The 23,903-nt window shown below is 61.3% G+C and carries 20 protein-coding genes; 10 read left to right on the plus strand and 10 right to left on the minus strand.

The genetic code is table 11. From position 1 onward, the window contains the following. Positions 1–3 precede the first annotated feature (3 nt). Both LVD08_RS07630 and LVD08_RS07635 read left to right on the plus strand, forming a co-directional pair. Positions 4–1,236: an HlyC/CorC family transporter gene (locus LVD08_RS07630; protein WP_027610968.1), complete on the plus strand. Its 1,233-nt coding sequence runs from the start codon at positions 4–6 to the stop codon at positions 1,234–1,236. Positions 1,237–1,582: 346 nt separating this feature from the next. Continuing rightward, on the plus strand, positions 1,583–2,899 hold the full coding sequence (locus LVD08_RS07635; protein ID WP_098967376.1) for an MFS transporter: 1,317 nt from the start codon (positions 1,583–1,585) through the stop codon (positions 2,897–2,899). Positions 2,900–2,992: 93 nt separating this feature from the next. On the opposite strand, the gene purT is transcribed toward LVD08_RS07635, so the two are convergent. From purT to LVD08_RS07660, 5 genes are all read right to left on the minus strand, one after another. After that, positions 2,993–4,174 (minus strand): formate-dependent phosphoribosylglycinamide formyltransferase, encoded by a 1,182-nt coding sequence (gene purT, locus LVD08_RS07640; RefSeq protein ID WP_003221968.1) that lies wholly within the window; start codon positions 4,172–4,174, stop codon positions 2,993–2,995. 99 nt (positions 4,175–4,273) lie between these two features. Next, positions 4,274–4,741 (minus strand): VUT family protein, encoded by a 468-nt coding sequence (locus LVD08_RS07645; protein WP_007967799.1) that lies wholly within the window; start codon positions 4,739–4,741, stop codon positions 4,274–4,276. A gap of 155 nt (positions 4,742–4,896) precedes the next feature. Further along, entirely contained in the window at positions 4,897–5,112 is a 216-nt protein-coding gene (locus tag LVD08_RS07650) for a DUF1289 domain-containing protein (protein ID WP_223008423.1), read from the minus strand. Further along, positions 5,109–5,633 (minus strand): gamma carbonic anhydrase family protein, encoded by a 525-nt coding sequence (locus LVD08_RS07655; RefSeq protein WP_025112181.1) that lies wholly within the window; start codon positions 5,631–5,633, stop codon positions 5,109–5,111. The genes LVD08_RS07650 and LVD08_RS07655 overlap by 4 nt, the downstream gene beginning before the upstream one ends. Positions 5,634–5,680: 47 nt before the next feature. Further along, on the minus strand, positions 5,681–6,280 hold the full coding sequence (locus LVD08_RS07660; RefSeq protein ID WP_007967803.1) for a CoA pyrophosphatase: 600 nt from the start codon (positions 6,278–6,280) through the stop codon (positions 5,681–5,683). A gap of 146 nt (positions 6,281–6,426) precedes the next feature. On the opposite strand from LVD08_RS07660, the gene LVD08_RS07665 reads away from it, so the two are divergent. From LVD08_RS07665 to nagE, 7 genes are all read left to right on the plus strand, one after another. Then, positions 6,427–6,978: an NUDIX hydrolase gene (locus LVD08_RS07665; RefSeq protein WP_027610966.1), complete on the plus strand. Its 552-nt coding sequence runs from the start codon at positions 6,427–6,429 to the stop codon at positions 6,976–6,978. 49 nt (positions 6,979–7,027) lie between these two features. Next, entirely contained in the window at positions 7,028–7,543 is a 516-nt protein-coding gene (locus LVD08_RS07670; RefSeq protein WP_027610965.1) for a L,D-transpeptidase family protein, read from the plus strand. A gap of 282 nt (positions 7,544–7,825) precedes the next feature. Then, positions 7,826–8,557 (plus strand): GntR family transcriptional regulator, encoded by a 732-nt coding sequence (locus tag LVD08_RS07675; protein ID WP_027610964.1) that lies wholly within the window; start codon positions 7,826–7,828, stop codon positions 8,555–8,557. A 30-nt stretch (positions 8,558–8,587) separates the two neighbouring features. Then, on the plus strand, positions 8,588–9,694 hold the full coding sequence (gene nagA, locus LVD08_RS07680; RefSeq protein ID WP_247267837.1) for an N-acetylglucosamine-6-phosphate deacetylase: 1,107 nt from the start codon (positions 8,588–8,590) through the stop codon (positions 9,692–9,694). Then, positions 9,675–10,697 (plus strand): SIS domain-containing protein, encoded by a 1,023-nt coding sequence (locus LVD08_RS07685; protein ID WP_247267838.1) that lies wholly within the window; start codon positions 9,675–9,677, stop codon positions 10,695–10,697. Before nagA ends, LVD08_RS07685 begins: the two co-directional genes overlap by 20 nt. Before the next feature lie 34 nt (positions 10,698–10,731). After that, positions 10,732–13,245 (plus strand): phosphoenolpyruvate--protein phosphotransferase, encoded by a 2,514-nt coding sequence (gene ptsP, locus LVD08_RS07690; RefSeq protein ID WP_247267839.1) that lies wholly within the window; start codon positions 10,732–10,734, stop codon positions 13,243–13,245. 35 nt (positions 13,246–13,280) lie between these two features. Further along, positions 13,281–14,996: an N-acetylglucosamine-specific PTS transporter subunit IIBC gene (gene nagE / locus LVD08_RS07695; RefSeq protein ID WP_247267840.1), complete on the plus strand. Its 1,716-nt coding sequence runs from the start codon at positions 13,281–13,283 to the stop codon at positions 14,994–14,996. A 54-nt stretch (positions 14,997–15,050) separates the two neighbouring features. Here nagE and LVD08_RS07700 read toward each other — a convergent pair whose 3' ends face one another. The 5 genes from LVD08_RS07700 to purL all read right to left on the minus strand — a co-directional run bounded on the left by LVD08_RS07700 (position 15,051) and on the right by purL (position 22,058). Continuing rightward, entirely contained in the window at positions 15,051–15,497 is a 447-nt protein-coding gene (locus LVD08_RS07700; RefSeq protein WP_007967820.1) for a hypothetical protein, read from the minus strand. Next, a complete protein-coding gene (locus tag LVD08_RS07705; protein ID WP_247267841.1) occupies positions 15,481–16,119 on the minus strand; it encodes a DUF6036 family nucleotidyltransferase in 639 nt (212 codons plus the stop codon). Before LVD08_RS07705 ends, LVD08_RS07700 begins: the two co-directional genes overlap by 17 nt. A 272-nt stretch (positions 16,120–16,391) precedes the next feature. Then, entirely contained in the window at positions 16,392–16,754 is a 363-nt protein-coding gene (locus LVD08_RS07710; protein WP_247267842.1) for a DUF6124 family protein, read from the minus strand. Between the two features lie 1,090 nt (positions 16,755–17,844). Then, positions 17,845–18,156, minus strand: coding sequence for a YqfO family protein (locus LVD08_RS07715; RefSeq protein WP_115988147.1), 312 nt, complete (start codon positions 18,154–18,156; stop codon positions 17,845–17,847). Positions 18,157–18,161: 5 nt separating this feature from the next. Continuing rightward, positions 18,162–22,058 carry a phosphoribosylformylglycinamidine synthase gene (purL, locus tag LVD08_RS07720; protein ID WP_247267843.1) on the minus strand — a complete coding sequence of 1,299 codons (3,897 nt, stop codon included), beginning with the start codon at positions 22,056–22,058 and terminating at the stop codon, positions 18,162–18,164. Positions 22,059–22,343: 285 nt separating this feature from the next. Here purL and mltF point away from each other — a divergent pair, with 285 nt between their 5' ends. Next, positions 22,344–23,804 (plus strand): membrane-bound lytic murein transglycosylase MltF, encoded by a 1,461-nt coding sequence (gene mltF / locus LVD08_RS07725; RefSeq protein WP_247267844.1) that lies wholly within the window; start codon positions 22,344–22,346, stop codon positions 23,802–23,804. The last annotated feature ends 99 nt before the right edge of the window (positions 23,805–23,903 follow it).

Below are 23,903 nucleotides of genomic sequence, written 5' to 3' on the forward strand. Positions count from 1 at the left end.
TAAATGGACGGTTTGCCCATAGGGCCGATGCTCGCGGTATTTGTCCTGCTGATTTTATGGTCGGGGCTGTTTACCGCCGTCGAAATCGCGCAGCAGCACTTGCTCGCGCAACGCACCGCCTCGCGTGCCAGCGATAAGCCGCTGGCGAAGCTGAGCTTTCCGCTCGACAGTCTGATCCTGTGCAACACCCTGTGCCGCGCCCTTGCGGTAATCATTGCCACGCTGCTGGCAATCTTCCTTTGCGAAGAAAACGGCCCGTGGGCCGCCTGCCTCGGCGCCGGCGCCGTATTGCTGGTGTTTGCCGATTACTTTCCGCGCACCGTGGCCCAGCGCTACCCGGATGCGGTGCTGTCGTTCGGTAATACCCTGCTGGCGGTTCCGCTGAAGATTCTTTACCCGCTGGCGTGGCTGCTGAGCCGCATCAGCGGTTTGCTGCTGCGTCCCTTCGCGCGCAAACCCCAAGTGGTGCAGCAAAGCGAAGACGAAGAACCTGCCGACCCGAACGAAGACCCGGAACACCCGTCTCGCACACACCCGGTGTCAGGGATTCACGCGCTGGACAACATCACGGTCAATGACATTCTGGTGCCCCGCAGCGACGTCGACGGCATCAACCTCGACGATTCGATCGAGGAGATCATCGAACAACTGCGCCAGAACAAACGCACGCGCCTGCCGGTGTTTCACAGCGACATCAACCAGGTCGAAGCGGTGCTCAATACCCGGCAGATCCGCCATCTGCTCAACGATGGCCAGCTGACCCGCGAAGCGCTGCTGGCCGCCAGCTACGAACCGTACTTCGTTCCGGAAAGCACGCCGCTGCAACTGCAACTGCTGAACTTCCACAAGCAGCAGCGCCGCTTGGGCATGGTGGTGGACGAGTACGGCGAAGTGCTGGGCATCGTCACTCTGGAAGACATTCTCGAAGAAATCGTCGGCGAATTCGAAAGCGAGCACAGCCTCGACAACCCGCACATCCATCCGCAGCCCGACGGGCGCATGGTGATCGATGGTACCGCGTCGATCCGCGAGTTGAACAAATGCCTCGGCTGGCATTTGCCGAGCGACGGGCCGAAAACCCTCAACGGTCTGGTGACCGAAGCGCTGGAGACCATTCCGGACAGCGCGGTGTGTCTGAAGATCGGGCGCTATCGGCTGGAGATTCTCGAGACCGAGGACAACCGGGTGAGCAAGGTGCTGATCTGGCATACAAGCTTGGTGCCCGCCAAGATCTAAGCGCTGTTGTGGCGAGGGAGCTTGCTCCCGCTGGGTTGCGGAGCGACCCCACCCTCTTGGCGGCCGCTGCGCGCCCGAGCGGGAGCAAGCTCCCTCGCCACAGAAAGCCCGACAGCTGCGATCTTTGCTCTTGTTCATTCGTTAGCCCCCTTCCTATAATCGAGCCGCTTACCCAAGCGCCGCCGAGCCCTGTGCTTACCCCGCACGCCAACGGTTTCGGTAATTTTCCGCACCACCCCGACGACTGTTCCTACTCGAAACAGCGCTCGCGTCTCATCCCACATCCCTGGGTGTTCAACCATAATAATTCGCTCCAACGGAGCTCATGACTGTCAGGGATCACCGCATGACGACCAGTACCGCTTACAGCGCCACCGCGCCTGCCCAGCCGACCAACTCCGCCACCCGCGTGGCGACGGCGAGTTTCATCGGCACCGCCATCGAGTTCTACGACTTCTACGTTTATGCCACGGCCGCCGCGCTGGTTATCGGTCCGGTGTTCTTTCCGCAGACGTCCGGCACCGCGCAGATGCTTTCGGCGTTTCTCACCTTCGGCATCGCCTTCCTCGCCCGCCCGCTGGGTTCGGCACTGTTCGGCCATTTCGGTGACCGCATCGGGCGCAAGTCGACACTGGTCGCCTCGCTCTTGCTGATGGGCGTGTGCACCACGCTGATCGGCGTGCTGCCGGGTTACGCCAGCATTGGCGCCTGGGCACCGATTCTGTTGTGTGTGCTGCGTTTCGGTCAGGGTTTGGGCTTGGGTGGCGAATGGGGTGGCGCGGCGTTGCTGGCCACGGAGAATGCGCCCAAGGGCAAACGGGCGTGGTTCGGCATGTTCCCGCAGCTTGGCCCGTCAATCGGCTTTCTTGCAGCCAATGGCCTGTTCCTGACCCTGGCCATGACCCTCGATGACGAGCAGTTCCGCAGTTGGGGCTGGCGGATTCCGTTTCTGCTCAGCGCGGCACTGGTGATGGTCGGCCTGTATGTGCGCTTGAAACTCCACGAAACGCCGGTATTCGCCAACGCCATTGCCCGTCAGGAGCGAGTGAAAGTGCCGCTGGTCGAGCTGTTCAGCCAGTACTGGGCGCCAACCCTGCTCGGCGCGGCGGCGATGGTGGTGTGCTATGCGCTGTTTTATATCTCGACGGTATTTTCCCTGAGCTACGGCGTGTCCACCCTCGGCTATAGCCGTGAAACGTTTCTTGGGCTGCTGTGTTTTGCCGTGCTGTTCATGGCCGCGGCAACACCGTTGTCCGCCTGGGCGAGTGACCGTTACGGGCGCAAACCGGTGCTGATCGTTGGCGGCGTGCTGGCGATTCTGTCCGGGTTTCTGATGGAGCCGTTGCTGACACAGGGCTCGACCTGGGGCGTGGCGCTGTTCCTGTGCATCGAGCTGTTCCTGATGGGCGTGACGTTTGCCCCGATGGGCGCGCTGCTGCCGGAACTGTTTCCGACCCACGTGCGCTATACCGGCGCATCGGCCGCTTACAACCTCGGCGGGATCGTCGGCGCCTCGGCGGCTCCGTTCTTCGCGCAGAAACTGGTGGCAATGGGTGGTTTGAGTTATGTCGGCGGGTATGTGTCGGCGGCAGCGGTGCTCAGCCTGATTGCTGTGCTGTGCCTGAAGGAAACGCGCAATAACGATCTGAATCAGGTTGCCTGACAGGAGATCAAAAGCTTCGCGAGCAAGCCCGCTCCCACATTGGAATGCATTTCCCTGTGGGAGCGAGCTTGCTCGCGAATGCCGCGCCTGGGTTTACAGCTCTACAACAACAGCCTGAGCAGCCCGGGTCGCCTTGGCACGCGCTGCCTCAATCGACTCATCCCGCGCCAACGCCACGCCCATCCGGCGCTGACCATTGACTTCAGGCTTGCCGAACAGACGCAACGCCGTATCCGGCTCGCTCAGCGCTGCGCCAAGGTTGGCGAACGCGGTCTGGGTCGACTGCCCTTCCACCAGAATCACCGCCGAAGCGGATGGGCCGAACTGACGGATCAGCGGCACCGGCAGACCGAGAATGGCGCGCGCGTGCAGGGCGAACTGCGACAGATCCTGAGAAATCAGGGTCACCAGACCGGTGTCATGCGGGCGCGGCGAGACTTCGCTGAACCACACCTGATCACCCTTGATGAACAGCTCGACGCCGAACAGCCCGCGACCGCCCAAGGCCTCGGTCACGGCTTTGGCCACGCGCTCGGACTCAGCCAGAGCAATCGGGCTCATGGCTTGCGGCTGCCAGGATTCCTGATAGTCGCCCTTCTCCTGACGGTGACCGACCGGTGCGCAGAACGTGGTGCCGCCGATGTGGCGCACGGTCAGCAGGGTGATTTCGTAGTCGAAATCGATGAAGCCTTCGATGATCACCCGACCTTTGCCGGCGCGACCGCCCTCTTGCGCGTAATCCCAGGCCTTCTGCACGTCATCAGCGCTGCGCAGCAGGCTCTGGCCTTTGCCCGACGAGCTCATGACTGGCTTGACCACGCACGGGAAGCCCAGGTCCTGAACGGCTTTGCTGTAGTCCTCGAAGGTGTCGGCAAAGTGGTACGGCGAGGTTGGCAAGTCCAGCTCTTCAGCGGCCAGGCGGCGGATACCTTCGCGGTTCATGGTCAGTTGCGCGGCGCGGGCGGTCGGGATCACGGTGAAGCCTTCGGCTTCCAGCTCGACCAGCGTGGCGGTGGCGATGGCTTCGATTTCCGGCACGATGAAGTGCGGTTTCTCGGCTTCGATGACTGCACGCAGCGCGGCGCCGTCGAGCATGTTGATCACGTGGCTGCGGTGCGCCACCTGCATCGCCGGCGCGTTGGCGTAACGGTCAACGGCAATCACTTCAACGCCCAGGCGTTGCAGCTCGATCACCACTTCCTTGCCCAACTCACCACAGCCACACAGCAATACGCGGGTCGCGGTCGGCGACAATGGAGTTCCGATACGGGTCATCTCAGGTCCTCAAAGAAGCGGATCATCGAGGAAAGCAACGCCAGACGCGCTTTCCATGGGGAGAAAGCGCGGCATTTTACATGAACCGCAGGGTTTGGCTCAGCTGGCGACAGCCTGTTTGCGCTCGCGCCAGGCCATGATCAGCCAAACGGCAGTGACGCCGGCAAACTTCGAGACCAGTGCGGTGATGATCACCGGTGGCGTCATCAGGTCGATCATGCCGAAAAAGATGAAGGTATCGAGCGGAATGCTCAGCGCCGAGCTGATCCACAGGCGGTCGCGCAGCGGCCGTTTGGTGACGCTGAACACCAGCCAGTCGATGATTTCCGACACCGCGAACGCCGTGGCGCTGGCCAAGGCGATGGATGGATCAGAAGTGACGTAAGACAGCACCAGCGCCGCCAGCATCGCTACGAGCGCACCGTGGCCGAAACGGGTTTGCACCATGTCGCGCAACACGAACACCAACCCGCCCCAGGCCGACCAGATGATGTCCAGGTGTGGCGCGGTGGAGAAAGCGAAGTTGATCAGCACGACGCTGCTGATGTAGGCGATGAGGAAAATCATGGCGGCGACCTGGGAAATTGGCGCACAGGTTACTTCAGGCTTGGAGTCGGGCCAATAAGAAGTAGCGGCTGTTCCGGCCTCTTCGCGAGCAAGCCCGCTCCCACAGGGCAATGCATTTCAAATGTGGGAGCGGGCTTGCTCGCGAAGGCGGCCTGTCAGGCGCCTGATTTTCCGGGAACCATCCACACCAACCCGCTCGCCTTCGCCCGCTCATGACACAACCCCAGCACCACCCGCCGCTCGTCATTGGTCATGCGTCCCCAGCGCGTGATCTCCGCGACCGTGCGCTGGCAACCGGTGCAAATATCGTCTTCATCCAGTGCGCAGATATTCACACACGGCGAGGCAACGGGTCTTTCGGGAGTACTCATTCTTCCTGCTCGACCAGATCACGCGCATAGCGCTGCGAGTTATGCACATAGTGTGCGGCGCTGGCTTCGAGCATTTTCTTCTGCGGCTCGGTCAGCTCACGCACGACCTTGCCCGGCGAGCCCATCACCAGCGAGCCATCGGGGATCTCCTTGCCTTCGCCGATCAGCGAATTGGCGCCGATGATGCAGTTCTTGCCGATTTTCGCGCCGTTGAGGATCACCGCGTTGATGCCGATCAGGCTGTAGTCGCCGACGGTGCAGCCATGCAGCATGGCGTTGTGACCGATGGTCACGCCGGTGCCGATGGTCAGCGGATAGCCCATATCGGTGTGCATCACCGTGCCGTCCTGGACGTTGCTGTTCTTGCCGATCAGGATCAGTTCGTTGTCGCCGCGCAATACGGCGTTGAACCAGACGTTGGCGCCCTCTTCCAGTCTGACCTTGCCCACCAGCACGGCATTGGGCGCGACCCAGCTCTGTGGATGGGTGTCGACGCGGGCGTCGCCCAGGCGGTATTTCATCTTGTTTTCCTCAGGGCTCACGATGACGGGCCATTCGAGCGATGGCTTCAGGTGTTGATATAGCTTTTGGGCGGATGATGCAGGCTGATCTGTTCGTCATAGAGCAGATTGATCAGCTCGACGATCATGATAGCGGTCAAACCCCAGATCTTGAATTCGCCATAACGATAACTCGGCACATACCAACTACGGCCCTGGTAATCGATACGGTGCGTGTGTTCGCGCGGGTCTTTGCGGAAGAACTCCAGCGGCACATTGAATACCGCTGCGATCTCGGCATCGTTGGCCTGGTATTCGACGAAGTCCGGGATCACCCCGACATACGGCGTGACCTTGATGCCGTGCAGGGAGATCAGCGGGCTGAGCGGGCCGATCACCTCGACCAGCCCCGGTGGCAGGCCGATTTCTTCCTCGGCTTCGCGCAGAGCGGTGAAGATCAGGTCGGGGTCTTCCGGGTCACGGCGTCCGCCGGGGAAGGCCACCTCGCCGCCATGGGTCGAGAGGCCGCTGGCGCGCAGGGTCAGCACCAGCTCGGGTTCGTCACTGCGGGTGATCGGCACCAGAACAGCGGCCTCGGGGAAACGTTTATCGGTCTCCAGCGTGCGCGGTGTGTGGTTGCTTACCCTATGCAGTAGCTCGTCCAGCATGAGTGTTCTCGATCTGTGCCTTACCCTGCATCATGCACCAATCATTGCAGCCGCCCAAGCCCCTCGCCGGGCCATGTCGCGAAACGACAACTTGCCGACCGGCACCGCTGCACGCCAAGATAGGCGCAGCATTCAGGAACCCCAGCATGAAATTTTGCAGCCAGTGCGGCAACCCGGTGACCCAGCGCATTCCCGAAGGCGATTCGCGGCTGCGATTTGTCTGTGACAGCTGTCAGACCATTCACTATCAAAACCCCAATATCGTCGCCGGTTGCGTCGCGACCTGGGGCAGTAAAGTGCTGCTCTGCCGCCGCGCCATCGAGCCACGCCTCGGTTATTGGACGCTGCCTGCCGGTTTCATGGAAAACGGTGAAACCATCGAGCAGGCCGCGATCCGCGAAACCGCCGAGGAAGCCTGCGCCCGAGTGCGTAATCTGAGCATCTACACGCTGATCGACGTGCCGCACATCAGCCAGGTACACGTGTTCTTCCGTGCCGAACTGGCCGATCTGGACTTTGCTGCCGGGCCCGAAAGCCTCGAAGTACAACTATTCGACGAAGCTGACATCCCGTGGGACGAGCTGGCTTTCCGCACCGTGGGGCGTACCTTAGAATGCTTCTTCGCTGATCGCCGCGCCGAAAGCTACCCGGTTCGCTCCGAATCGATTCCGCCGTTGACGCAGCCTGCCATCACCTAAAAGCTTCTATAAATAAAATATCTGCGTCACTCCCTGGGGAATCGTTTCAATGCGCTGGTTGCTTGCCCTGTTTTGCCTGTCGTTCGTCACCGTGTCCCAAGCGTCATTCGTGACCACCGTGACGCCGTCGAATACCCCGATGATCGAAAAAATCCTGGTGCTCAAATCGGCTCATCAACTGCAATTGATCGCCGACGGCAAGCCGATCAAGACCTATCGAATCTCCTTGGGCAAGGGCGCGAAAAAAGGTCCGAAACTGATTGAAGGCGACAAACGCACACCCGAAGGTTTCTATTGGATCGACTGGCGCAAGGTCAGTGAAAAATTCAATCTGGCGATGCACATCTCCTATCCGAACATCAGCGATTCGGCCCGTGCCCGCCGCGAAGGCGTCGAGCCTGGCGGCATGATCATGATCCACGGCACCCCGGATTCGGAAGAAACCCCGGAAGACCTGTTCCACACCCTGGACTGGACCGACGGCTGCATCGCCATGCGCAACATGGACATGCGTGAAGTCTGGGGTCTGGTGCCGGACGGCACGATGATCGAGATCCGTCCTTAACCAGCGACCACTGGTCACCTGAAAAAAATAAATCAAAAGATCGCAGCCTTCGGCAGCGCCTACAGGGTTGATACCACTTCCCACTGTAGGAGCTGCCGCAGGCTGCGATCTTTTGCTTTTTATAGCCCACCCCTAATACCACTTCAAGCCACAACCCCCGAAACCCGCCATTTCATTGGGCTAAACGCCATTTCCCCGCGTTGACATGGTATTCAAGTGGTATTAATTTCCGCCCCACAAGCGAGCAACAACAATCCTATACTCGCGTCGGAAATGACCTACATGAACGACCTCCAGGCCCTACGCCCAGATGACTCCCAGCCGACGCCGCTGTACCTGCAGCTGGCGCGCAATCTGGAATCGGCGATCCATTCCGGGCAATGGAAGGCCGAGCAGGCCATGCCCTCCGAGCGCAATCTCAGCGAGCAACTCGGGATCTCCCGGGTCACCGCGCGCAAGGCACTGGAAGTGCTGCTCGATCAAGGTCTGATCCGCCGCCTGCAAGGTTCCGGCACCTTCATCACCCCACGCCTGGAACAACCGCTGTCACGCCTCTCGGGCTTCAGCGAAATGCTCCGCCTCAAGGGTTTCGTCCCCAGCTCGCAGTGGCTGGAACGCGAAATCACCCTGCCGACTCACGAAGAACTGATCCGCCTGAGCCTGTCGCCGAACGACAAGGTCGCGCGCATGAAACGCCTGCGCAAGGCCGACGACACGGTGATGGCCATCGAGATGAGCACCCTGCCCGCCTCGATCATGCCCAAGCCGCACCTGGTCGGCGATTCGCTCTACGAATACCTCGACGGCATCGGCAAACCGATCGTCCGCGCCCTGCAGCACATCCAGGCGATCAACGCCTCGGACGAGTTCGCCGCGCTGGTCGGCATCGCCCCCGGCACCGCCATGCTGCTGATGACCCGGGTCGGCTACCTCGAAGACAACACGCCGATCGAAGTCACCGACACCTATTGCCGCAACGACTACTACGACTTTGTTGCAGAGCTTCGCCGCTGATCAGCAGCCAGGCCAAACGAGAGAAGCAAAATGTCCGAAGACAACATCCTCACCGCCAGCGGCTGGGTTCGCGGCCGGCTGATCCACGAACACGGCAAAGTCGTGTCGATCGAAGGCGTGCCCTGCGATCCCGCCGACAATGATCTGCCCTACCTCCTGCCGGGTTTCATCGACCTGCACGTCCACGGCGGTGGCGGCAAAGACATTATGGAAGGCGCCAGTGCCTTTGAGACCATCACCAAAACCCACGTGCGCTTCGGCACCACTTCGCTGCTGGCCACCACCATGACCGCGCCGAGTGCCGAGATCTCCAGCGTGCTGAAAGAGGTCGGCGAATTCTGCGAACAGCGTCCGCAAGGTGCCGCCCGGGTACTCGGTGTGCATCTCGAAGGCCCGTACATCAACCCCGGCAAACTCGGCGCGCAACCGAATTTCGCCCACACCGCGTTGATGGCCGAGGTCGAGGAATACCTCGCGCTGGCGCCGATCCGGGTGATCACCATCGCCCCGGAAATCGCCGGTCACGACGGATTGATTCGTGAACTGAGCAGCCGGGGCATCCGCATGCAGATTGGCCACACCCTCGGCAGCTACGAGGAAGGCGTTGCCGCCCTCGATGCCGGCGCCACCAGTTTCACCCATTTGTACAACGCCATGAGCCCGCTGCATCACCGCGAACCGGGGATCGTCGGCGCCGCGCTGGCCCACGCCAAATTCGCCGAACTGATCCCGGACTTGCTGCACGTGCATCCCGGTGCGATCCGCGTGGCCCTGCGTTCGATCCCGTGCCTGTACTGCGTCACCGATTCGACCGCCGCCGCCGGCATGCCCGACGGTGAATACAAGCTCGGCAGCCACACCGTGACCAAATGCCTGGGCGGCGTGCGCCTGCCCGACGGCACGCTGGCCGGCAGCACCCTGACCATGGATCAGGCCCTGCGCAATCTGGTGAAGATCGGACTGCCGATCGCCGAGGCCTCGCAACGTCTTTCGCAATTCCCCGCCGACTACCTCGGCATCAACGAACGCGGGCGCCTCGAACCGGGTGCCTGGGCCGACTGCGTGCGGCTGGATCGCTCACTCACACTGACCGCCGTCATGGTCGAAGGAGAAGACATTGACTTCAAAAATGCTTGAAGAGGCGCTGTCCTCGTTCGAGGCCGTGCAAGCCCAACTGCAACAGCTCGACCCGCAGATGATCGAGATCGCCGGGCGCCTGCGCCGTCAGCCGCCACAAGTGGCGATGACCGTTGCGCGCGGCAGCTCCGACCACGCGGCGAGCTACTTCGCCTACCTGACCATGCAGCAACTGGGCGTACCCGTGGCGTCGTTGCCGATGTCGGTGGTGACCATGCAGCAGGCGCCGCTGAAGGTCAGCGGTCAGGTGGCGTTCGCGTTCTCCCAATCAGGTCAGAGCCCGGATCTGGTCAACAGTCTGCGTCTGCTGCGCAAGCGCGGCGCACTGAGCGTATCGATGGTCAACGCCGCCGATTCGCCACTGGAAGCGGCCTGCGAATTCAGCCTGCCGTTGCTCGCCGGCATCGAAAGCAGCGTCGCCGCGACCAAGAGCTTCATCGCCACCCTCAGCGCCAGTGCCCGCCTGATCGCGCACTGGAAAGAAGACAACGAACTGCTGGAAGCGCACAACGCCCTGCCCGAAGGACTGCGCGACGCGGCGCAACAGGACTGGAGCACCGCGATCGACGCCTTGCGCGACTGTGAACGGCTGATGGTCATTGGCCGTGGTGCCGGTTTTGCCATCGCCCAAGAGGCCGCGCTGAAATTCAAGGAAACCTCGGCCATTCAGGCCGAAGCGTTCAGCAGTGCCGAAGTCCGTCACGGCCCGATGGCGCTGATCGACGAACACTACCCGCTGCTGGTGTTCGCTCCACGCGGTGCCGAACAGGCCGGTCTGATCAGCCTTGCGGCAGAGATGCGTCAACGCGGCGCTCGCGTGCTGCTGGCCGCGCCGGACGACATCCTCGAACGCGACCTGACCCTGAGCCGCGCCGAACACCCGGCCCTCGATCCGATTCTGGCGATCCAGAGTTTCTACGTGATGGCCGCAGGTCTCGCCGTGGCCCGCGGCATGGACCCGGATCAGCCGCGCCACCTGAGCAAAGTGACCCGTACGCACTAAGTCCGAATGACTGCACACCTGATGAGACCGAGCCATGCACAACAACAATAAAGAGCTGACCCTCAGCGCCCCGCTCAGCGGCCCGGTGCTCACGCTCGCCAAAGTCCCGGACGCGGTGTTCGCCAGCGGCGCGATGGGTGACGGCATAGCCATCGACCCGCTGAATGACACCCTGTATTCGCCCTGCGCCGGGGAGATCATCCACGTCGCCCGCACCGGCCACGCGCTGACCGTGCGTGCCGATAACGGCGCGGAAATCCTCCTACATCTGGGCCTGGACACCGTTGAACTGAACGGCGAAGGCTTCTCGATGCTGGTCAAGCAAGGCACGCGGGTCAGCAACGGCCAGCCGTTGTTGCGCTATGACCTGGACAAGGTCGGCCAGCAGTGCAAAAGCCTGGTCAGCCTGTTGATCCTGACCAACAGCCAGGATTTCCAGGTGCGCCCGATCACGCTCAAAGCGGTGAAGGTCGGCGAGCCGCTGCTGCACATCATTGCACGCAACAGCTCTGCGGCGACTGCCGAAGCGGTTGGCGGGCCAGAGGTTCAGGGTCAGGTGCTGGTGGCGCATCGCGGCGGCTTGCATGCGCGCCCCGCCGCGCTGATTCGCCAGACCGCACAAGGTTTCAAGAGCCAGTCGCAGCTGCACTTCGCCGGTAAATCGGCGCCGTGCAACAGCCTGATCGGCCTGATGGGACTGGCCATTGGCGAGCAGGATGAAGTGCACGTCAGTTGTCAGGGGCCGGACGCCGAAGCCGCGCTGCAAGCCTTGCTCAATGCGTTGGCGACTGCCCTGCTCGACGATCATCACGCCGCTGCACCGGTCAGCGCCGCACCGCGCAAGCGCCCGGCCGAAGCTGGCGTACTGCAGGGTGTGTGCGCCGCGCCGGGACTGGTCGGCGGGCCGCTGTTTCGCCTGAACGCGATCAGCCTGCCGGCAGATGCGGGCAATCATGCTCCGCTTGAGCAACTGCAGAAACTTGAAGCCGCGCTGAATCAGGTTCGCGGCGAAATCAACGCCACGCTCACCCAAGCAAAAAAGCACAAGAACATCGATGAAGAAGCGATCTTCGCCGCGCACCTGGCCCTGCTCGAAGACCCGGCCCTGCTCGACACCGCGCAGCATTCCATCGACCAAGGCACGGCGGCGACCCACGCCTGGAGCCAGTCGATCGACGTGCAGTGCGAAGTACTGCAACACACCGGCAGCGCGCTGCTGGCCGAACGCGCCAACGATCTGCGCGACCTCAAGCAACGTGTCCTGCGCGCCCTGCTCGGCGAAGCCTGGCATTACGACGTGCCGGCCGGCTCCATTGTCGCTGCGCATGAACTGACGCCGTCGGATCTGCTGCAACTCAGCGCGCAAGGTGTCGCCGGGTTGTGCATGGCCGAGGGCGGCGCGACTTCGCACGTGGCGATTCTGGCGCGCGGCAAAGGTCTGCCGTGCCTGGTTGCACTGGGCGCCGCATTACTCGATCAAGCACAGGGTCAGTCGGTGGTGCTGGATGCCGATGGCGGCCGCCTCGAACTGGCGCCGAGCACCGAACGCCTGGCCGAAGTACAACAGGCGCAAATCGAGCGTCAGCAACGCCGCGATGCGCAACAGGCCAAGGCGCATCTGCCCGCCGAAACCCGCAATGGCGTGGCGATCGAAGTGGTCGCCAATGTCGCCTCCAGCCATGAAGCGGCAGACGCATTTGCCAACGGTGCCGATGGCGTTGGCCTGCTGCGCACCGAGTTCCTGTTCGTCGACCGGCAGACCGCGCCGGACGTCGAAGAACAGCGCTCTGCCTATCAAGCCGTGCTCGATGCCATGGGCGAGCACTCGGTGATCATCCGCACCATCGACGTCGGCGGCGACAAGCAACTCGACTACCTGCCGCTGCCCGCCGAAGCCAACCCGGTACTCGGCCTGCGCGGCATTCGTCTGGCACAGGCCCGTCCGGAAATCCTCGATCAGCAACTGCGCGCACTGCTGCAAGTCAGCCCGCTGCGCCGTTGCCGGATCCTGTTGCCGATGGTCACCGAAGTCGACGAACTGCTGCACATCCGCCAACGGGTCGATGCGCTGTGCCTGGAGTTGGGCATTAATCAGCGCCCGGAAATCGGCGTGATGATCGAAGTCCCCGCCGCCGCGCTGCAAGCCGAACAACTGGCTGAACACGCCGACTTCCTGTCGATCGGCACCAACGACCTGTCGCAATACACCTTGGCCATGGACCGCGACCACGCAGGTTTGGCCGCCCGCGTCGATGCCCTGCACCCGGCGCTGCTGCGGCTGATCGCCATGACCTGCGCAGGCGCGGCGGTGCACAAACGCTGGGTTGGCGTGTGCGGTGCCCTCGCCTCCGATCCACTGGCGACACCAGTGCTGATCGGCCTCGGCGTGACCGAGCTGTCGGTGAGCCCGGTGCAGATCGGTGAAATCAAGGATCGCGTGCGCCAGTTGCACGAGGCCGAATGCCAACGCCTCAGCCTCGACCTGTTGAAACTCAACAGCGCCGCTGCGGTACGTCACGCCTGCCACCAGCATTGGCCTCTGCACTAACAACAAGCTCTCTATAAAGAGCAGGGAGAACCACCATGTACCAACTCTTCATCGAAGGCCTGCAACGCCTCGGCCGTGCGCTGATGCTGCCAATCGCGATCCTGCCGATTGCCGGCCTGCTGCTGCGTCTGGGTGACACCGACCTGCTGAACATCGCGATCATCCACGATGCCGGGCAAGTGATCTTCGCCAACCTGGCGATGATCTTCGCCATCGGCATCGCTGTCGGTTTCGCCAAGGACAACAACGGCACCGCAGGCCTGGCCGGGGTGATCGGTTACCTGGTGATGATCTCCACCCTCAAGGTGCTCGACCCGAGCATCAACATGGGCATGCTCGCCGGGATTGTCAGCGGCCTGATGGCCGGCGCGCTGTACAACCGCTTCAAGGACATCAAGCTGCCGGAGTACCTGGCATTCTTCGGCGGCCGGCGCTTCGTGCCGATCGTCACCGGTTTCGCCGCCGTCGCGCTGGGCGTGGTGTTCGGCTACATCTGGCCGCCGATCCAGCACGGCATCAACAGCTTCGGTGCCTTGATGATGGAAAGCGGCAGCATCGGTGCGTTCGTGTTTGGCGTGTTCAACCGCTTGCTCATCGTCACCGGTCTGCACCACATCCTCAACAACATGGCGTGGTTCGTGTTCGGCAACTTCACCGACCCGACCACCGGCGCACTGGTCACCGGCGACCTGTCACGCTACTTCGCCGGCGATCCAAAGGGCGGCCAGTTCATGACCGGCATGTTCCCGATGATGATCTTCGGCCTGCCCGCCGCGTGCCTGGCAATGTACCGCAACGCGTTGCCGGAGCGGCGCAAGGTCATGGGCGGGATCTTCCTGTCGATGGCCCTGACTTCGTTCCTTACCGGCGTGACCGAGCCCATCGAATTCGCCTTCATGTTCCTCGCCCCGCTGCTGTATCTGCTGCATGCGCTGCTGACCGGGTTGTCTATGGCGATCACCAATGCGCTGAACATCCATTTGGGTTTCACCTTCTCCGGCGGCTTCATCGACATGGTGCTGGGTTGGGGGCGTTCGACCAATGGCTGGCTGGTGATTCCGGTCGGGCTGGCGTACGCCGTGGTGTATTACGCGGTGTTTGATTTCTGTATCCGCCGCTTCAATCTGAAGACGCCGGGGCGTGAGGACGTGGCCGCCACCGAGAAGTCGGTGCTTACGGAAAACGAACGTGCTGCTGCGTACATCAAGGCCTTGGGCGGTGCCGAGAATCTGCTTACCGTGGGCGCCTGCACGACTCGTCTGCGCCTGGAAATGGTCGATCGCAACAAGGCTTCCGACGCTGACTTGAAGGCTCTGGGTGCGATGGCCGTGGTACGCCCGGGCAAGGGCGGCAGCTTGCAGGTGGTGGTCGGGCCATTGGCCGACAGCATCGCCGACGAAATCCGCCTCGCCATGCCGACTCTGGGGCGTGCGTTGGTGGCTGCGCCTGCGGTGGTGGTCGAGGAATCGAAAGCTGCAATGGTCGCTGCACCGGAAGCCCAACAATGGCTGACGGCGTTGGGCGGTAGCGAGAATGTGCTGCAGCTGGACTGCATCGCCCTGACCCGCATTCGCCTGCAACTGGTCGATGGTAAAGCGTTGTCCGAGGCTCAGTTGAAAGAGCTGGGTTGCCAGGGTGTCAGCCCGCTGGAGGGTGGGGTCTGGCATTTGTTGATTGGCGAGAAAGCGGCGAGTTTGAGTGGGGCGATTGAGGCGTTGGTTAATCGGAGTGAGGTCAGCGCCAAGGTTTAATCAACACAAAAAAACCGGCTCAGGCCGGTTTTTTTTATCGCTGGCACGTTCAGCTCAGGGTAAATGCTGTTCTGCCTGGTAATGGCGAGTCTGGAATGGCATCAGCGTTTGAACCTTCAATCCAAGGCTTTCTGCTAACCCCCAAGAGACGGCTAATTGATCCTTGCGATTTCGTAACGAAACCATCTTTGGAGGTGCAACATCCTGCTTCGGCGTCGAGTGCGCGAAAAGCTGCAACGCATGCAGCGTTTCCAGCACGCGACTATCAGACACACAAGAGAAGCGCGTAAACCGCTCCAACAGGTAAGCCGCGCGACGGCGTTCTATATCGTCACTGTGATTTTTCAGAAATGCCTTAACCTCGCTTTCAACACTAGAATTCGAGTACCACACTTCTTTCGCAGCGTTCACCAGCGCGACGTCATCGGCCTGATTGAGAGGGCTCCTGACGAGAGTATCCAACGCGGATGAGAGGACGTGCGCGTCATTCACCTTCGTCATCTCCCTTCTCCAGATAGTCTTGCAATATGTTAGTCAGCACCGAAGTCGGCGCCTCTTTGTTGCCAACATATACATCAATGGCCTGCAATGCCAGACGCCGAAGCTCGCTGGTCAGTATGAATCCAAACCTGAGAAGGGCATTGATGTCGGCGATATCGTGATCGGTAGCCCTGCCCAGTTTTGTAATGGCTATGTCGACGGGTGCAGCAATATGTACACGGAGAGGGGACACCCGCGAAAACTCTGGCAGGGGAATACTTCGAGACCAATAATCTTCGTGGATCGGGCCAAAGCTAGTGTTGTATTGCAAGTCGTAGTTCAACTCCATCTTTCGCGCAGAACGCTCATCGACAAACGGCTCCGGCACCTCGGCAAGCAGCGTACGCAGGTCGAATCCTGCCGGAATACAAGCCTCATAGATTTCCGCGTCGACGTCCAACGATATGCGGTGATTGGTGTAGAGGTGAACCGCGCATCCTCCAAACACGATGATCTTGACCGCCCCCGGCGCAGCGTTCTCTTGAATCAGTTCCGTCTCGACTGACTTGAACATCGATACCAGCGCCCGCCCCAACGCGGTGTTCGTGTTGATACGGGGCGTAACGACGGGAAGCAATTCCATTTTAAACCTCAGAGTCATAGCGACGGCTCAGTGAAAGAGCAACATCCCGTTTTCGGTCTATTGCCAAGTTCGCTGTTTGCCAGAGACAACCCAAGGTAGAGAGGCTGCTTCCGAGGGACAACCTGAACATCTGGTAGGAAAAATCTACTAATTGATGAGGTACAGGAAGTATTCCGACAGCTAGAAAAATGCTTTCGCGAGCAAGCTCACTTCCACAGTGAAGCATTTCAAATGTGGGAGCCAGCCTGCTGGCGATGAACGATGGGCGCTCGTCAGGTTTGTGGATCGACCCGATCCAGCGCCCGGTTTACCGCGAGTTCGGCGAGCATGACGATTTGCTGGATCGCCAGTGCGGTGCTGCGTTGCAGGCCGCTGAGTTCGCTGGCGAAGTTGCTGGCCATGGCACTGGCGCAGGCCAACGATTCGTAGGCGTGGGCCAGCAGGGTTTCGGTGTCGATGCTGGGGTTGACCAGGAACATCGTGCTGGGCTGATGCGCCTCAGCGGATTGCGGGGTGAAGTAGAAATCGACAGCGCGCTTGATGGCTTCGCGGTCTTTCGTCAAGTCTTCAACCCGGATGGCGTCGGCGGGTGGAAGTGTGACTTTGTGGGGTGGGTCGGGGATCAGTTTGTCCAAAATTCAACTCCTGCTACGGCGTGTGAAGATGCCATCTTCGCCGGATCTCACGCGGCAAAGAGGTGGCAGCTATGTGCAGGGTGAGATCCACCGGAGCAGGCAACCGGCCAGACCGAAGTCTGCCCGCACACAGCCGCCATAAAGCAGGCAGCAGATTGAGCTGGCGCCAATTATCGTGGTGTTGGCGCTAGTTGCAAGCATTCCGGGGATCTCACGCCCGGTCGCTGAATTGGCAGCGACAGACGAAGCCTAGAGACCGGACGTCCGAGGGACAACCTGAAAACCTTGTGGGAAGCTTCTGGTTATTTGACACAGATTTAAACAAGCCCAATGCCCTTGGTGACCAGACTGGCCCCATCGCCAGCAGGCTGGCTCCCACAGTTTCAACCCGGTTTATTCAGATAGAGACTGGTCGGCTGTCAGGCCGCCATCGCTGGCAAGCCAGGCTCCCACAGGGGTTGTGGGCATCTGCAATGGATCAGTGAGCTATCAGGATGCCTTCGCGAGCAAGCCCGCTCCCACAGTTTGAACCCGGTGTATTCAGGTAGAGATCGGTCGGCTGTCAGGCCGCCATCGCCAGCAGGCTGGCTCCTACAATTTAGCAAGCGCACACCCCATGCGGCGAAGCCGCCCCACTCCAGGATGAGCGCAAGCTCGGCTGTCGCTCTTGATCTTGATCCACGGGCGACGTCGGAAGGCTGAGTGGAGGGATTGATCCGGGGGTGGGAGCGCAGCGACCGTTTGGCGCAGCCAAACACAGCGAGAGGAGGTGCAGCGAAGCAAACCGGAGGCGCTGCGCCCGGATCAATCCCGCAGCGAAGGGATCCCGAGCCCCAGCGAGCGGGCCGAACGCAGGAGCAAGCGTTTTGGGTTACTTTTTAGGCGTTTGTAAAAAGTGACTCGCCGTAAGGGCGAAACCGCCAGCCGCTGCACCCGAAGCAACGGATATTCACACAGTCAGCCAGAGCATGGTCGCCTGTCAGGGCGCCATCGCGAGCAGGCTCACTCCTACAGAAAAGCAAATCGCAGGCAACAAAAAACCCGCAGACAATCACTCATCTGCGGGTTTCTCATTCCAGCGGCAGAAAGATCAGAAATCCTCCAGCCGCCACACCTCATAAGCCGGCGTCTCGTAAGGGTGGCTCAACTTGAGAGCAGCCACCACATCACCAATCAACGCGTCACAAACCACAAGCTCAACCTTCCATTCCTCGACCCGCTCAACCTGCCCCGCCTCACCAATGAACGGCTGACTGCCGTCCAAAGGCCGAAACTGACCAGACCCAAGCACCTGCCAGGCACAGTGGTCATAGTCCCCGATCCGCCCACCACCGGCAGCGAATACAGCGTCCTTGACCACCTCGACATGACTGTCAGGAACAAAAAACCCGAGCTTGTACACGACGCTTAGTTCACCCAGACGCGAGCATTACGGAACATGCGCATCCAAGGAGCATCCTCGGTCCAGTCTTCCGAACGCCACGAGTTCTGCACCGCGCGGAACACCCGCTCCGGGTGCGGCATCATGATCGTCACGCGACCGTCGCGGCTGGTGAGACCGGTGATCCCGCGCGGCGAACCGTTCGGGTTGGCCGGGTAGGCTTCGGTGACCTTGCCGTGGTTGTCGACAAAACGCATCGCCACGCAACCCGACAGATCGGCTTCCAGCAAGGCTTCTTCGCTGGAGAACTCGGCATGGCCTTCACCGTGAGCGATGGCGATCGGCATACGCGAACCGGCCATGCCCTGCAGGAAGATCGAGTTCGATTCCTGGATCTGCACCATCGCCACGCGCGCTTCGAACTGCTCGGAGCGGTTGCGCACAAAGTGCGGCCAGAACTCGCTGCCCGGGATCAGCTCGTGCAGGTTGGACATCATCTGGCAACCGTTGCACACACCGAGGGTGAAGCTGTCGTTACGCTCGAAGAAGCCCTGGAACGCATCGCGGGCACGGCTGTTGAACAGCGCCGACTTGGCCCAGCCTTCACCGGCGCCGAGTACGTCGCCGTAGGAGAAGCCACCGCAGGCCACCAGACCTTTGAACTCGTTCAGGTCGACGCGGCCAGCGAGAATGTCGCTCATGTGCACGTCGATCGCGTTGAAACCGGCGCGGTCGAACGCTGCCGCCATTTCCACCTGACCGTTGACGCCCTGCTCACGCAGCACGGCAACCTGTGGGCGGATGCCTTTCTTGATGTAAGGCGCTGCGATGTCTTGGTTGACGTCGAAGCTCAGCTTGACGCTCAGGCCCGGGTTGTCTTCTTCCAGCAGCGCGTCGAATTCTTGCTCGGCGCAGTCGGCGTTGTCACGCAGACGCTGGATCTGGTAGCTGGTCTCGGCCCACTGACGTTGCAGCAGACGACGCTGACCTTCGAACACCGTGTCACCGTTGAAGGTGATGTTGATCTGGCCATTGTTGATCGGCTGACCGATCACCGACACGCAGTCGCCCAGACCGGCCGCGCTGAACTGCGCGAGGATGTCCGGCGTGGCGTCCTGACGAACCTGAATCACCGCACCCAGTTCTTCGTTGAACAGGATCGCAGCGATTTCTGCCGAGTTTTCGGCAACGCTGTCCAGGTTCAGGCTCAGACCGCAGTGGCCGGCAAAAGCCATTTCCACCACGGAGGTCAGCAGACCACCGTCGGAACGGTCGTGGTAAGCCAGCAGGTGACCGTCGGCGTTGAGGCCCTGGATCACTGCGAAGAAGGCCTTCAGGTCCTCGGCGTCATCGACGTCCGGCGCGTGCTTGCCGAGCTTGCCGTGCACCTGGGCAAGGATCGAAGCACCCATACGGTTCTGACCGCGACCGAGGTCGATCAGGATCAGGTCAGTGGTGCCCTTGTCCATGCGCAGTTCCGGGGTCAGGGTCTGACGGATGTCAGCCACTGGGGCGAAACCGGTCACGATCAGTGACATCGGCGAGGTCACGGTTTTTTCTTCACCGTTGTCGTTCCAGCGGGTGGCCATGGACATCGAGTCCTTGCCCACCGGAATGGTGATGCCCAGCTCAGGGCACAGTTCCATGCCGACCGCTTTCACGGTGTCGTACAGACGCGCGTCTTCGCCCGGGTGGCCGGCGGCGGACATCCAGTTCGCCGACAGTTTGATGTCGGAGATCTTGTTGATGCGCGAAGCGGCAATGTTGGTCAGGGTTTCGCCGATGGCCATGCGGCCCGACGCTGGAGCGTCCAGCAGCGCCAGCGGAGTGCGCTCGCCCATGGCCATCGCTTCACCGGTGTAGACGTCGAAGCTGGTGGCGGTAACTGCGACGTCGGCCACCGGAACCTGCCATGGGCCGACCATCTGGTCACGGGCCACGAGGCCGGTGATGGTACGGTCGCCAATGGTGATCAGGAAGCTTTTGCTCGCCACGGCCGGGTGATGCAGGACGCGTTCGATGGATTCGCTGATGTCGAGGTTCGACGGATCGAAATCGTCGCCCAGCTCGGCTTCGCGAACCACCGAACGGTGCATGCGCGGGGCCTTGCCCAGCAACACTTCCAGTGGCATGTCCACCGGGTTGTTGCCGAAGTGGCTGTCCGTCACGGTCAGTTGCGGCTCGGCAGTGGCTTCGCCGACCACGGCGAACGGGCAGCGCTCTCGTTCGCAGATCGCCTTGAAGCGCTCGAAGTCGGCCGGGCCGACCGCCAGAACGTAACGTTCCTGAGATTCGTTGGACCAGATTTCGTGCGGGGCCATGCCCGGCTCGTCATTTGGAATGTTGCGCAGTTCGAAACGGCCACCACGGTCGCCGTCGTTGACCAGTTCCGGGAAGGCGTTGGACAGACCGCCCGCACCCACGTCGTGGATGAAGCTGATCGGGTTCTTGTCGCCCAGCTGCCAGCAACGGTCGATGACTTCCTGGCAGCGACGCTCCATCTCAGGGTTTTCACGCTGAACGGAAGCGAAGTCGAGATCCGCCGAGCTGGTGCCGGTGGCCATCGAGGAAGCGGCGCCGCCGCCCAGACCGATCAGCATGGCCGGGCCGCCGAGCACGATCAGCTTGGAGCCGACCAGAATCTCGCCTTTCTTGACGTGTTCTTCGCGGATGTTGCCCATGCCGCCCGCGAGCATGATCGGCTTGTGGTAACCACGAACCTCATCACCGTGCGGAGTAGAGATCGACTGTTCGAAGGTACGGAAGTAGCCAGTCAGGGCCGGACGACCGAATTCGTTGTTGAACGCGGCGCCGCCCAGCGGGCCTTCGATCATGATGTCCAGCGCGGTAACGATGCGCTCAGGCTTGCCGTACGGCACTTCCCACGGCTGTTCGAAGCCCGGGATCTGCAGGTTGGATACGGTGAAACCGGTCAGGCCGGCCTTTGGCTTGGCGCCACGACCGGTTGCACCTTCGTCGCGAATCTCGCCACCGGAACCGGTGGACGCGCCCGGGAACGGGGCGATCGCGGTCGGGTGGTTGTGGGTTTCGACCTTCATCAGAATGTGCACCGGCTCCTGCACCGCGCCGTACTGGCGGGTTTCCGGATCCGGGAAGAAGCGGCCGGCGACGTTACCGACGATCACCGAAGCGTTGTCCTTATAAGCGGACAGCACGCCTTCGTTGTGCATCTGATAGGTGTTCTTGATCATGCCGAACAGGCTTTTTTCCTGGCTTTCGCCGTCAATATCCCAACTGGCGTTGAAGATCTTGTGGCGGCAGTGCTCGGAGTTGGCCTGGGCGAACATCATCAGTTCGATGTCGTGCGGGTTGCGCTTGAGACCGTTGAAGGCGTTGACCAGGTAATCGATCTCGTCTTCGGCCAGGGCCAGGCCCAGCTCGGTGTTGGCCTTTTCCAGCGCGGCGCGGCCGCCACCGAGGATGTCGATCGCGGTCAGCGGCTTCGGCTCGGCGTGGCTGAACAGACCGGCGGCCTGTTCCAGATTGCCCAGAACGATCTGGGTCATGCGGTCATGCAGCACGTCGGCGATTTGCTGGGCTTCGGCGTCGCTGAACTGGCCGGCCACGTAGAACGCGATGCCGCGCTCCAGGCGCTGGATCTTGCTCAGGCCGCAGTTGCGGGCGATGTCGCTGGCCTTGCTCGACCATGGCGAGATGGTGCCGAAACGCGGCAACACCAGAAACAGACGGCCGGTCGGCTCTTGTACCGGAACGCTTGGGCCGTACTTCAGAAGGCGCGCAAGCACCTGCTGTTCGTCGCCGGTCAGGACGCCGGTGACTTCGGCGAAGTGAGCGAATTCAGCATACAGGCCACTGACAGCTGGAACCTTCTGGCTCAGTTGCTCAAGGAGTTTGCTGTGGCGAAAGGCAGAAAGGGCAGGAGCGCCGCGCAGGATCAACATCTTCGGGACAGCCTCGGGAAGGGGTGTGCTTTGAGGCCGTGCATTCTAGCCTAAACCGCCCTCAACATCACCCGAAACGCTACGCACGGTTGCACTCGGATATCAATCTGTGTTTCTGCCTTTGAAGTCAAATTTAAAGGGTGTGCGAGCAGCGCTTATTTTTTCTGTCACAAAATGCCTTTAAGCCCCATTCCTGCGGGGTTTCGTGCGGTTTTGTGATCTCTAGCAGACAAGCCGCTCACTGTCGAGATATGGCGCCCGCAGCCGTTTGCGTATACTGCGCAGATGTTTTTCCCAACGGCTTTGCGTCCGCGGTACGCCAAATGGCTGATCGCAACCGGACTCTTCCTGATGCTCGGTGGCTGTGTTGATAAACCCAACACACTCGAGCGCGTAAAGGAGGATGGTGTGCTGCGGGTGATTACCCGTAACAGCCCCGCCACCTACTTTCAGGATCGCAGCGGCGAAACCGGCTTCGAATACGAGCTGGTGAAGCGCTTCGCCGACGATTTGGGGGTTGAACTGAAGATCGAGACCGCCGACAACCTCGATGACCTGTTCAACCAGATTGGCAAGCCGAACGGCCCGGTGCTGGCGGCGGCAGGTCTGGTCAGCAGCGAGGATCGCAAGAAGCAGGTGCGGTTTTCCCACTCCTACCTCGAAGTCACCCCGCAGATCATCTACCGCAACGGCCAGTCGCGCCCTACCGACCCAGGCGATCTGGTCGGCAAGAAGATCATGGTGCTCAAGGGCAGCACCCACGCTGAACAACTGGCGGAGCTGAAAAAGAAATTTCCAGGCATCGAATACGAAGAATCCGACGCCGTTGAAGTGGTTGACCTGTTGCGCATGGTCGATGAAGGCCAGATCGACCTGACGCTGGTCGACTCCAACGAAGTGGCGATGAACCAGGTGTACTTCACCAACATCCGCGTGGCCTTCGACCTCGGAGATGCGCGCAGCCAGAGCTGGGCCGTTGCCGCTGGCGAAGACAACAGCCTGCTCAACGAGATCAACGCCTACCTCGACAAGGTGCAGAAAAACGGCACCCTGCAGCGCCTGAAAGACCGCTATTACGGCCATGTCGATGTCCTCGGCTACATGGGCGCCACTACCTTCGCCCAGCACTTGCAGCAGCGCCTGCCCAAATACGAACAGCACTTCAAGACCTACGCCAAGAAAGAGAAAGTCGACTGGCGCCTGCTGGCGGCCATCGGTTATCAGGAATCGCTGTGGCAACCGGCAGTAACCTCGAAAACCGGCGTGCGCGGTTTGATGATGCTGACCCAGAACACCGCTCAGGCGATGGGCGTGTCGAACCGTCTCGATCCCAAGCAAAGCATCATGGGCGGCGCCAAGTACCTGGCCTACATGAAGGATCAGCTCGACGAATCGATTCAGGAACCGGACCGCACCTGGTTTGCCCTGGCGGCGTACAACGTCGGCAGCGGCCACCTCGACGACGCACGCAAACTGGCGTCCCGCGAAGGCCTGAACCCGGACAAGTGGCTGGACGTGAAGAAGATGCTGCCGCGCCTGTCGCAGAAGCAGTGGTACAGCAAGACCCGCTATGGCTACGCCCGGGGCGGCGAGCCGGTGCATTTCGTGGCGAACATCCGTCGCTACTACGACATCCTCACCTGGGTGACCCAGCCGCAGCTTGAAGGCGATCAGGTGGCCGAGGGCAATCTGCATGTGCCGGGGATCGACAAGTCAAAACCGACTCAAGAGCCTGCCCCGCTCTAACCAACAGCATAAATCCAATGTGGGAGCGGGCTTGCTCGCGAATGCGGAGTGTCAGTCGACATGTTCTTTGACTGATACACCGCATTCGCGAGCAAGCCC

Origin of the sequence: Pseudomonas sp. YL2, assembly GCF_023063025.1 — a bacterium.
Lineage (GTDB): Bacteria > Pseudomonadota > Gammaproteobacteria > Pseudomonadales > Pseudomonadaceae > Aquipseudomonas > Aquipseudomonas putida_A.

Bases quoted from the DNA above. Each gene is read 5' to 3' on its own strand.
- LVD08_RS07655 (WP_025112181.1), bottom strand. From the start codon at position 5,633: ATGAAATACCGCCTGGGCGACGCCCGCGTCGACACCCATCCACAGAGC.
- nagA (WP_247267837.1), top strand. From the start codon at position 8,588: ATGTCCGAAGACAACATCCTCACCGCCAGCGGCTGGGTTCGCGGCCGG.
- mltF (WP_247267844.1), top strand. From the start codon at position 22,344: ATGTTTTTCCCAACGGCTTTGCGTCCGCGGTACGCCAAATGGCTGATC.
- LVD08_RS07635 (WP_098967376.1), top strand. From the start codon at position 1,583: ATGACGACCAGTACCGCTTACAGCGCCACCGCGCCTGCCCAGCCGACC.
- LVD08_RS07660 (WP_007967803.1), bottom strand. From the start codon at position 6,280: ATGCTGGACGAGCTACTGCATAGGGTAAGCAACCACACACCGCGCACG.
- LVD08_RS07670 (WP_027610965.1), top strand. From the start codon at position 7,028: ATGCGCTGGTTGCTTGCCCTGTTTTGCCTGTCGTTCGTCACCGTGTCC.
- LVD08_RS07665 (WP_027610966.1), top strand. From the start codon at position 6,427: ATGAAATTTTGCAGCCAGTGCGGCAACCCGGTGACCCAGCGCATTCCC.
- nagE (WP_247267840.1), top strand. From the start codon at position 13,281: ATGTACCAACTCTTCATCGAAGGCCTGCAACGCCTCGGCCGTGCGCTG.
- LVD08_RS07645 (WP_007967799.1), bottom strand. From the start codon at position 4,741: ATGATTTTCCTCATCGCCTACATCAGCAGCGTCGTGCTGATCAACTTC.
- purL (WP_247267843.1), bottom strand. From the start codon at position 22,058: ATGTTGATCCTGCGCGGCGCTCCTGCCCTTTCTGCCTTTCGCCACAGC.
- LVD08_RS07700 (WP_007967820.1), bottom strand. From the start codon at position 15,497: ATGACGAAGGTGAATGACGCGCACGTCCTCTCATCCGCGTTGGATACT.
- ptsP (WP_247267839.1), top strand. From the start codon at position 10,732: ATGCACAACAACAATAAAGAGCTGACCCTCAGCGCCCCGCTCAGCGGC.
- purT (WP_003221968.1), bottom strand. From the start codon at position 4,174: ATGACCCGTATCGGAACTCCATTGTCGCCGACCGCGACCCGCGTATTG.
- LVD08_RS07705 (WP_247267841.1), bottom strand. From the start codon at position 16,119: ATGGAATTGCTTCCCGTCGTTACGCCCCGTATCAACACGAACACCGCG.
- LVD08_RS07650 (WP_223008423.1), bottom strand. From the start codon at position 5,112: ATGAGTACTCCCGAAAGACCCGTTGCCTCGCCGTGTGTGAATATCTGC.
- LVD08_RS07675 (WP_027610964.1), top strand. From the start codon at position 7,826: ATGAACGACCTCCAGGCCCTACGCCCAGATGACTCCCAGCCGACGCCG.
- LVD08_RS07630 (WP_027610968.1), top strand. From the start codon at position 4: ATGGACGGTTTGCCCATAGGGCCGATGCTCGCGGTATTTGTCCTGCTG.